This is a genomic window from Mycobacterium sp. (genome assembly GCF_049683355.1).
Taxonomy (GTDB): Bacteria; Actinomycetota; Actinomycetes; order Mycobacteriales; family Mycobacteriaceae; genus Mycobacterium.
Window position 1 is genome coordinate 1 of sequence record NZ_JBAUJB010000248.1, and the last position, 8,470, is coordinate 8,470.

The window sequence follows — 8,470 nt, forward strand, 5'->3', positions numbered from 1 at the left end:
CACGTCGCTTCAGACTCATTATTGCAGCGCGACTGCAGCCGAAATTCGTTTCAAAGCCTCGTAGTTGACACGGTAGTACGCCCACTTGCCGCGTTGCTCGCGCTCGACCAACCCGGCCGCGGCCAGCAGTTTCATGTGGTGTGACACCGTCGGCTGACTCAGGCCCAGTGGAGCTGTCAGGTCGCACACGCAGGCCTCGCCGCCCTCCCCCGCGGCGATCAGCGACAGCAGCTTGATCCGGGCCGGGTCGGCGAGCGCCTTGAAGGCCGCGGCGAGCTTTTCGGCGGCGGCGTCACCGAGGACGCCGTCGGTCGCAGGTGAGCAGCAGGCCACGAGATCGTCGAGACCAGCAGGCGTCGCGGCACTGGACATGAAAACCCATGATGCCACACATATTGACAAACTTCGATGGATTATGCACGGTAGAACCCATCGAAGTTCATCGATGTGAGGAGTGGGATGTCCGACTTGCCTGTCGTCGTGATCGGCGCCGGCCCCCAGGGGCTGGCCGCGGCTGCCCATCTGCTCGAACGGGGTCTGTCTCCGGTGGTGCTCGAGGCCGGAATCGGCCCGGCCGAGGCGGTCACCCAGTGGTCACACGTGCGTACCTTTTCTCCGTAGCCGGAGCTGGTGGATGCCGCGGCCACCCGGCTGCTGACACCCACCGGATGAGCCGCGCCGACGTCGGGGTACCCACCGGCGGAGAGTGGATCGGCGGCTACCTACGGCCGCTGGCCGAGGCGCTCGGTGATCGCATTCGCTATCGCACTCGGGTGACGGGGGGTTCGCGGCGCGGACACGACCGCGTCCTGAGCCAGGATCGGGAGGAAGCGCCGTTTGTCGTCCACGTGGTCGACAACGAGGGACAGGAGACGACCGTCTCCGCCCGCGCGGTCGTCGATGCCTCAGGCACATGGTCACTGCCGAATCCAGCCGGCGCCGACGGCCTTCCCGCTCTCGGCGAGAAGAATGCCGCCTCGGAATCGCTGGTCACCTACGCGCCGCCCACGCCCGACACGTCAGCAGCATGGCGTGACAAGCACGTCGTGATCGTGGGCAGTGGCCATTCGGCGATGACGGCGGCGATCGAGCTGGCCGAGGTGGCCCGGCAGCATCCCGCCGGGTGACCTGGGTGCTCCGCCGGGGGCCGCCGGCGATGTGTTCGGCGGCGGCGAGTCCGACGCCTTGCCGCAACGAGGCGCGTTGGGCGCCCGGGCCCACGCAGAGGTGGACGCCGGTCTGGTCACCATGGTGACCGCCGGAGTGCTGGCGATCGTGACCATTCCCGCCCCACGCGTTCGGTTTGCGGCGCAGCTGGCCGTCGGTTGAATCACTGCATCCGGTTGAATCACCCACGACAACGGCCCGCAGCCGGCCCTTCGTCGCCCTGACCGTCGCCTACGCGGTAGCGGCCTGCGCGTCCTACGCCGTGATCGTGAACCTGGCGCCTCTGATGAACCAGCGCGGTATCAGCACCGATGCCGCTGCGCTCGCCCTCGGACTGGGGGGCGCCGGCCAGGTCCTGGGTCGGCTCGGATACCGCACGATGGTCCGGCGGATCGCGGTCGTGCCGCGAACCGTCCTGGTGATGGCGGCGGTGGCCGTCACCACGGTGTTGATCGGCGTTTTCACCTCACTGACTGTTCTGGTAGCAGTGACCGTAGCCGCCGGCATGGCGCGCGGTGTGATGACCCCGCTGCAGGCCACTGCGGTCACCGAGCGTTGGGGCCCAGAACATTACGGCCATCTCAGCGGCATCCTGTCCGCACCGGTCATGCTCACCACCGCCCTGGGACCTTTCATCGGCGCCGCTCTGGCCGGCATGCTCGGCGGCTACGCCGTGATGTTCGTGATGCTCGGCGCGCTTGCATCCGTCGCGGCGTTGCTGGCAGCGGGCAGTGGCGTGAGCCGGCAGCGGATCAGTGTGCGCGCGGCACATACATGATCACTGCCACCCCCAACAGGCAGATCGTTGCGCCCACAACGTCCCACCGGTCCGGTCGGAATCCATCGAGCGCCATGCCCCATAACAGGGAGCCCGCGACGAACACTCCGCCATACGCGGCGAGGATGCTGAGGTTCCGAAGTAAGCGTCCGGCTGCAGCGTCGCGACAAAGCCGTATGCCCCCAGTGCGAGAACCCCGAAGCCGATCCACATCCAGCCGCGGTGTTCCCGCACCCCCTGCCAGACCAGCCAGGCGCCGCCGATCTCGAAGAGCGCCGCCACCACGAACAATGCGATCGACCGGGCAACCATCAGCGATCCCCCTCGTCGTGCAGCACCGTCACAGTACCGATCAGCCGGACCGACCGCGTTGCCGCCAGATTCGATAGGTGTCAATATAGATGAATGTCTAATCCGGTGGAATTTTTGCCTGCTTCCGAATGGGCAGCGCTCGACGGAGCCACCTGCGTTTTCCTGGCCCAGATGTTCAAGGCCATCGGCGACCCCGTCCGACTGCGGCTGCTGAGCCTGATCGCGAGCCATTCCGGTGGGGAAGCCTGCGTCTGCGATATCTCCGGCCCGTTCGACCTGTCTCAGCCGACGATCTCCCATCACCTCAAGGTGCTTCGTTCGGCGGGCATCCTGGACAGTGAGCGACGAGGCTCGTGGGTCTACTACCGGATCATTCCCTCGGCGCTACAAAGGCTTTCGGCTGTCCTGCAGACCGAGGGCGGAGCAACCATGCCATCTGACATCTGCACCGAGGAGACCGCGCCATGAGCGCACCCACCGATACCCACAACCCCGTCGTTGCCAAGCTGTCCACCCTGGATCGACTGCTGCCGCTGTGGATCGGCGTCGCCATGGTCGCAGGTCTGCTACTCGGCCGAATGATCCCCGGCCTGGGTAACGCACTGAGCGTGGTCGAACTCGACGGGATCTCCCTGCCCATCGCCCTCGGGCTGCTCGTCATGATGTACCCGGTGCTTGCCAAGGTTCGCTACGACCGGCTCGACACGGTCACCGGTGATCGCAAACTGTTGGCGGCGTCGCTGGTGCTGAACTGGGTTCTCGGCCCGGCGCTGATGTTCGCCCTGGCGTGGCTGATGCTTCCGGACCTGCCGGAGTACCGCACCGGCCTGATCATCGTCGGGCTCGCCCGGTGTATCGCGATGGTCATCATCTGGAACGATCTCGCCTGTGGCGACCGGGAGGCCGCCGCCGTACTCGTCGCGATCAACTCGGTGTTCCAGGTGTTCATGTTCGCGGTCCTCGGCTGGTTCTATCTTTCGGTGCTGCCGGGATGGCTCGGGCTGGAGCAGACCACCATCGACACCTCGGTGTGGCAGATCGCCAAGTCGGTCCTCATCTTCCTCGGCATTCCGCTGCTGGCCGGATATCTGACCCGCCGGTTCGGAGAGAAAGCCAAGGGCCGCGAGTGGTACGAGTCTCGCTTCCTTCCCAAGATCGGACCGTGGGCGCTCTACGGGCTGTTGTTCACCATCGTCATCCTTTTTGCGCTGCAGGGCGACCAGATCACCTCGAACCCTTGGGATGTCGCGCGGATCGCACTGCCGCTGCTGGCCTACTTCGCCATCATGTGGGGCGGCGGATATCTCCTCGGTGCGGTCATCGGCCTGGGCTACGAGCGCACCACCACACTGGCGTTCACCGCCGCAGGCAACAACTTCGAGTTGGCGATCGCTGTGGCCATCGCCACCTTCGGCATCACCTCCGGCCAGGCACTGGCCGGGGTTGTCGGTCCACTCATCGAAGTTCCCGTCCTGGTTGCCCTGGTGTATGTCTCGCTGGCTCTGCGCGGACGGTTCATCCACCGGACTCCCGCCGCGGTAGAGGAGAGGCAGTGACTCCGAAGCCCGGTCAAGCAGTGACCGCATACGCGGTGTCGGTGCTGTACACGGTGAATCCCAGCCGTTCGTAGGTGCGCACCGCAGCGGTGTTGTCGGACTCCACGTAGAGCATGACGGTGGGCTCGGCCGCATCGCCCAGCCGCTGCGCCAGCCATGCCATTCCGATGACCGTCAGCGTCCGCCCCAGACCCATCCCCTGGGCTGCCGGGTCGACACCGACGACATAAACCTCACCGACACCGGGCTTGTCGAGATGCACCTTGGTCCAGTGGAACCCCAACAGTCTCTCACCGGTGTGATCGAAGGCCAGGAACAACCCTTCGGGGTCGAACCATGCCTCACCCCGCCGCTCGGTGATCTCGGCGTCGGTCCAACCGCCCTGCTCGGGATGCCAGGAGAAGGCAGCGTTGTTGACCCGCAGGAGCTCGGCGTCGTCGGCCGGGCCGGCATACGAACGGATCTGCACGCCGTCGGGGGTGCCGGCGTCCGGGACGTCGCGCAGCGAGCGCCGCATCTGAAGCAACCGGCGGACCGGGGTCAATCCGAGCGAGGCCGCCGTCGCCTCTGCGGCGGCCAGCGTGCCGTGCGCCCAGAACCGGCCGCGTCCCTGCGTCCGGTCCAGCGCGGCGCGGATCAGCGCCGTCCCGGTTCCCTGCCTGCGGGCCCGCGGAGCCACCACCAGCTCAGCCATCTCCGGCGCCAGGTTCAGATATCCGGTGAGTTCGCCCGCTTCGTCGACGGCGACCAGATGCGGTGTGCGATCGTGGGCCAGCTCGCGCAGGACCTGTTCCCCGACCGGCGATACTGCATCGAATTCCGTTGCTGCCGCGATGATCTCACGCACGGCCTGTTGCTCGTCGGCGGACAGCTGCGGACGCCAGTCGGTCCGGCTCACTGACTGTGCAGGTGATCGGCAAGCGGGGTCTGCACGCCGTCCGGGATGTCGGTGTATTCCACATCCTCCGGGTCATCCAGATCCTCGGGGAGTTCCGGTTCCGCCGTGGACGAACGACCACGCGCCGGACGGACCGCCTTGTAGCCGACGTTGCGCACGGTCCCGATGAGCGACTCGTATTCGGTGCCGAGCTTCGCGCGCAACCGGCGCACGTGCACGTCGACGGTGCGGGTGCCGCCGAAGAAGTCGTACCCCCACACCTCCTGAAGGAGTTGAGCCCGGGTGAAGACCCGGCCGGCGTGCTGGGCCAGATACTTCAGCAGCTCGAATTCCTTGTAGGTCAGATCCAGCGGCCGTCCCCGCAGTCTCGCGGTGTAGGTGCCTTCGTCGATGACGAGCTCGCCAAGGGTGATCTTGCCCAGATTCTCCTGGTTGGCCACCCCGCCACGGCGCCCTACGAGCAGCCTCAGCCGGGCGTCGATCTCGGCGGGGCCGGTGCTGGGCAGAAGGATCTCGTCCAGACCCCATTCCACGTTGACGGCGACGAGGCCGCCTTCGTTGACGACCGCGACCACCGGGACCGATGATCCCGTCGTCCCCAGCAGCCTGCACAGACCGCGCGCGGCGGCCAGGTCGGTGCGCGCATCGACGATGGCCACGTCCGCGGTGCCGGCCTCGAGCAGAGACGACACTTCGGTAGGCGCCGTGCGCACGTTGTGAGCCAGCAGCGACAACGAGGGCAGCACCGACTCGGGATGTGGGTCAACCGTCAGTAGCAGTAGATCCAACTGGCCCTCCAACAGCAGTGGAGATATTCGCCGGGACACCGCCCAGACAACCTTGTCGCGCGGTGACTTCCCAGATTCATGCCTGACACACGGCCGTTACTCGACCGATGGTTTCATAACGATAGCGTGCCACCTGCCGTTAAGCGGTGCCGAACCGTTCATCGTTGTCCGGTGGGCCACAATATCGGCGTGCGCAAACTCGTGATCGGCGCCTTGGCTACCCTGACCGCGGTGCTGGTCGGCGCCGTCGGCGCAGACTTCGGCGGCGCCATCTTCGCCGAATATCGCCTGGCCAGGAGCGTGCGCAGTGCCGCCGACCTGAACTGGGACCCCTCAGTGGCGATCCTCGGATTCCCCTTCGCGCCGCAAGCGATGCGCGGCCATTATGACGAGGTGGAGATCAAGGCGAGTGGCGTTGATCACGCTGTGGTCGGCACAGCATCGCTGGAAGCGACCCTGCACTCGGTCGATCTCGGCGACAACTCGTGGCTGATCCCCCCGGACGCGACGCTGCGGGTGGGCGAGGTGGAGAGCCGGATCATCATCGATTCCACCCACGTCGGCCGCTACCTGGGCGTCACCGACCTACTCGTCGAGGCCCCCACCGTAGAGACCAACGACTCGACCGGCGGCACCACTGAGTCGGGCATCTCGAGCAACCGCGGGCTGGTCTTCACCGGCACCCCGACCAAGGCGGGATTCGACCAGAAGGTGAGCATCGCGGTGGATCTGTCGATCGCCGGGCCCGAGGCCACAACGCTGGTGATGACCGCGACCGGAGTGCTGACCGGACCGGGGACCGCCGATCAGGAGGTACCCGAGGACCAGCTGCCCGAGGTGCTGGCCGCCTTCTCCACCAGCCTGCCCGGCCAGAAGCTCCCGTTCGGGATCGCACCCACCAGCGAGGGTGCCCGGGGCTCCGACGTCATCATCGAGGGCATCGCCGAGAACATGACCATCGACCTCGACGAGTTCCGGCTGTCATGAGCGGGACGTGGATCGCGGTCATCGCCGCCCTGATCGCGGTGTTCGGCCTGGCGTTCGTGATCAGCAAGCTGCTGACGTTGCGCACCACCCTGGCCGCGGCGGGAGCGGCGGCCGAGGCGCAGATCGCCAATATGGACACCAGCAACCTGGGACTGTCCACGACCGGACCGACCGTCGTGCACTTCACGGCGCAGTGGTGCGCGCCGTGCGTGAGCGTGCGCAAAGTGGTCGACGAGGTATGCGCGGACCTGCCCGCCGTCGCCCACCTGGAGCTCGACATCGACGCCAATCCGGAGGCTGCGGGCAAGCTTTCGGTCCTGTCGCTGCCGACGACATTCGTCTTCGACGCCGATGGCCGGCAGCGCTACCGCACCTCGGGGGTGCCGACCGCTTCTGACCTGCGGTCGGCCCTGGAACCACTGTTGGCTTGATCACCCTTTCATTGGGTAAGCTGTCTCCCGTGTCAGCCCGCCTCGAGCTCTTGCTCACCAAGCGCCGCGCAGTCGATCTGTGCCGCGTCGCGGGTTGTTGCTGTTGTTGTTGCAGCTGCTGAGTAGCCGCGCACTCTTTTTCGCGCCGCACTCTGCGAGCGGGCCCCGGGCCCTGCCGCGTCCAGCCGAACAAAACAACAGGAGCACAACTATGTCGAACACCATCACCCCGCTGTATCCGCTCGGCGCGCAGCTTCACCCGAAGCTGCGTGGATCAACACACGCACGGTCCGCTTCCTGAAAAGCAACGAAAGGATTTCCTACATGGCACGCTCCGACGTCCTGGTCACAGCCGACTGGGCCGAGAGCAATCTCGACGCGCCGAAGACAGTTTTAGTCGAGGTCGATGAGGACACCAGCGCCTACGACACGGGTCACATCCCGGGGGCGGTGAAGCTCGACTGGAAAACCGATCTGCAGGATCAGGTCAAGCGCGACTTCGTCGACGCCGCGCAGTTCTCCAAGTTGCTCTCCGAGCGCGGCATCGCCAACGACGACACGGTGATCCTCTACGGCGGCAACAACAACTGGTTCGCCGCGTACGCGTACTGGTACTTCAAGCTGTACGGACACCAGGACGTCAAGCTGCTCGACGGCGGCCGCAAGAAATGGGAACTCGACGCACGCCCGTTGTCCACCGACGCGGTCAACCGCGATCAGACGAGCTACACGGCCAAGGACCCCGACAACAGCATCCGCGCGTTCCGCGACGAGGTCATCGCCGCGATCGGCACCAAGAACCTGGTGGACGTGCGCTCCCCCGACGAATTCTCGGGCAAGATCCTGGCCCCGGCGCACCTGCCGCAGGAGCAGAGCCAGCGTCCCGGCCACGTCCCCAGCGCGATCAACGTGCCCTGGAGCAAGGCCGCCAACGAGGACGGCACCTTCAAGTCCGACGAGGACCTGGGCAAGCTCTACGCCGAGGCCGGGCTCGACGGCGAGAAGGAGACCATCGCCTACTGCCGCATCGGTGAGCGCTCGTCGCACACCTGGTTCGTGCTGCAGGAGCTGCTGGGACACAAGAACGTCAAGAACTACGACGGCAGTTGGACCGAATACGGCTCCCTGGTGGGGGCCCCGATCGAGTTGGGAAGTTGATATGTGCTCTGCACCGAAACAAGGACTGACATTGCCGGCCAGCGTGGACCTCGAGAAGGAGACGGTGATCACCGGGCGTGTCGTCGACGGCTCGGGCCAGGGTGTCGCCGGGGCGTTCGTCCGTCTGCTGGACAGCTCTGACGAGTTCACCGCCGAGGTCGTCGCCTCGGCCACCGGGGACTTCCGGTTCTTTGCCGCACCCGGCACCTGGACGCTGCGCGCCCTGTCGTCGGCCGGCAACGGCGACGCCAGCGTGGCACCGTCAGGCGCGGGCATCCACGAGGTCGACGTCAAGGTCGCCTGACGGAGTCAGGCAATCAGGGCACGCCTGACGGAGTCAGGCAATCAGGGCACGCCTGACGGAGTCAGGCAATCAGGGCACGCCTGACGGAGTC

General features: G+C 66.3%; 9 protein-coding genes and 3 pseudogenes. 8 read left to right on the plus strand and 4 right to left on the minus strand.

Annotation, left to right across the window (positions count from 1 at the left end; translation table 11 throughout):
- Window positions 1-18 precede the first annotated feature (18 nt).
- The gene (locus WA944_RS15150) at window positions 19-372 is read right to left on the minus strand and encodes an ArsR/SmtB family transcription factor (protein ID WP_526370112.1); all 354 of its coding nucleotides are present in this window, start codon (window positions 370-372) and stop codon (window positions 19-21) included.
- 87 nt (window positions 373-459) lie between these two features.
- Here WA944_RS15150 and WA944_RS15155 point away from each other — a divergent pair.
- A pseudogene (locus WA944_RS15155) lies at window positions 460-1,945 on the plus strand (MFS transporter).
- On the opposite strand, the pseudogene WA944_RS15160 reads toward WA944_RS15155, so the two are convergent.
- Window positions 1,920-2,257: pseudogene (locus WA944_RS15160) on the minus strand (YnfA family protein). The pseudogenes WA944_RS15155 and WA944_RS15160 overlap by 26 nt on opposite strands.
- Before the next feature lie 93 nt (window positions 2,258-2,350).
- Between WA944_RS15160 and WA944_RS15165 the strand changes: the two are divergent.
- Together WA944_RS15165 and arsB are read left to right on the plus strand one after the other, a co-directional pair.
- On the plus strand, window positions 2,351-2,725 hold the full coding sequence (locus tag WA944_RS15165; protein ID WP_526370110.1) for an ArsR/SmtB family transcription factor: 375 nt from the start codon (window positions 2,351-2,353) through the stop codon (window positions 2,723-2,725).
- Window positions 2,722-3,771, plus strand: a pseudogene (gene arsB / locus WA944_RS15170) (ACR3 family arsenite efflux transporter); the annotation flags it as partial. The gene WA944_RS15165 and the pseudogene arsB, both read left to right, overlap by 4 nt.
- 55 nt (window positions 3,772-3,826) lie before the next feature.
- On the opposite strand, the gene mshD reads toward arsB, so the two are convergent.
- Entirely contained in the window at window positions 3,827-4,711 is an 885-nt protein-coding gene (gene mshD, locus WA944_RS15175; protein WP_526370108.1) for a mycothiol synthase, read from the minus strand.
- Window positions 4,708-5,499, minus strand: coding sequence for a winged helix-turn-helix transcriptional regulator (locus tag WA944_RS15180; RefSeq protein ID WP_526370146.1), 792 nt, complete (start codon window positions 5,497-5,499; stop codon window positions 4,708-4,710). The genes mshD and WA944_RS15180 overlap by 4 nt, the downstream gene beginning before the upstream one ends.
- Before the next feature lie 189 nt (window positions 5,500-5,688).
- Here WA944_RS15180 and lmeA point away from each other — a divergent pair, with 189 nt between their 5' ends.
- The 5 genes from lmeA (at window position 5,689) to WA944_RS15205 (ending at window position 8,379) form a co-directional block, all read left to right on the plus strand.
- Entirely contained in the window at window positions 5,689-6,486 is a 798-nt protein-coding gene (gene lmeA, locus WA944_RS15185) for a mannan chain length control protein LmeA (RefSeq protein WP_526370106.1), read from the plus strand.
- Entirely contained in the window at window positions 6,483-6,917 is a 435-nt protein-coding gene (locus WA944_RS15190) for a thioredoxin family protein (RefSeq protein ID WP_526370104.1), read from the plus strand. The genes lmeA and WA944_RS15190 overlap by 4 nt, the downstream gene beginning before the upstream one ends.
- Window positions 6,918-6,946: 29 nt before the next feature.
- Window positions 6,947-7,039, plus strand: a complete 93-nt coding sequence (locus WA944_RS15195) for an Ms5788A family Cys-rich leader peptide (protein WP_353961945.1) — start codon at window positions 6,947-6,949, stop codon at window positions 7,037-7,039.
- A gap of 202 nt (window positions 7,040-7,241) precedes the next feature.
- Window positions 7,242-8,075 (plus strand): sulfurtransferase, encoded by an 834-nt coding sequence (locus WA944_RS15200; protein ID WP_526370102.1) that lies wholly within the window; start codon window positions 7,242-7,244, stop codon window positions 8,073-8,075.
- 1 nt (window position 8,076) lies between these two features.
- The gene (locus tag WA944_RS15205) at window positions 8,077-8,379 is read left to right on the plus strand and encodes a DUF1416 domain-containing protein (protein WP_159228423.1); all 303 of its coding nucleotides are present in this window, start codon (window positions 8,077-8,079) and stop codon (window positions 8,377-8,379) included.
- Window positions 8,380-8,470 lie beyond the last annotated feature (91 nt).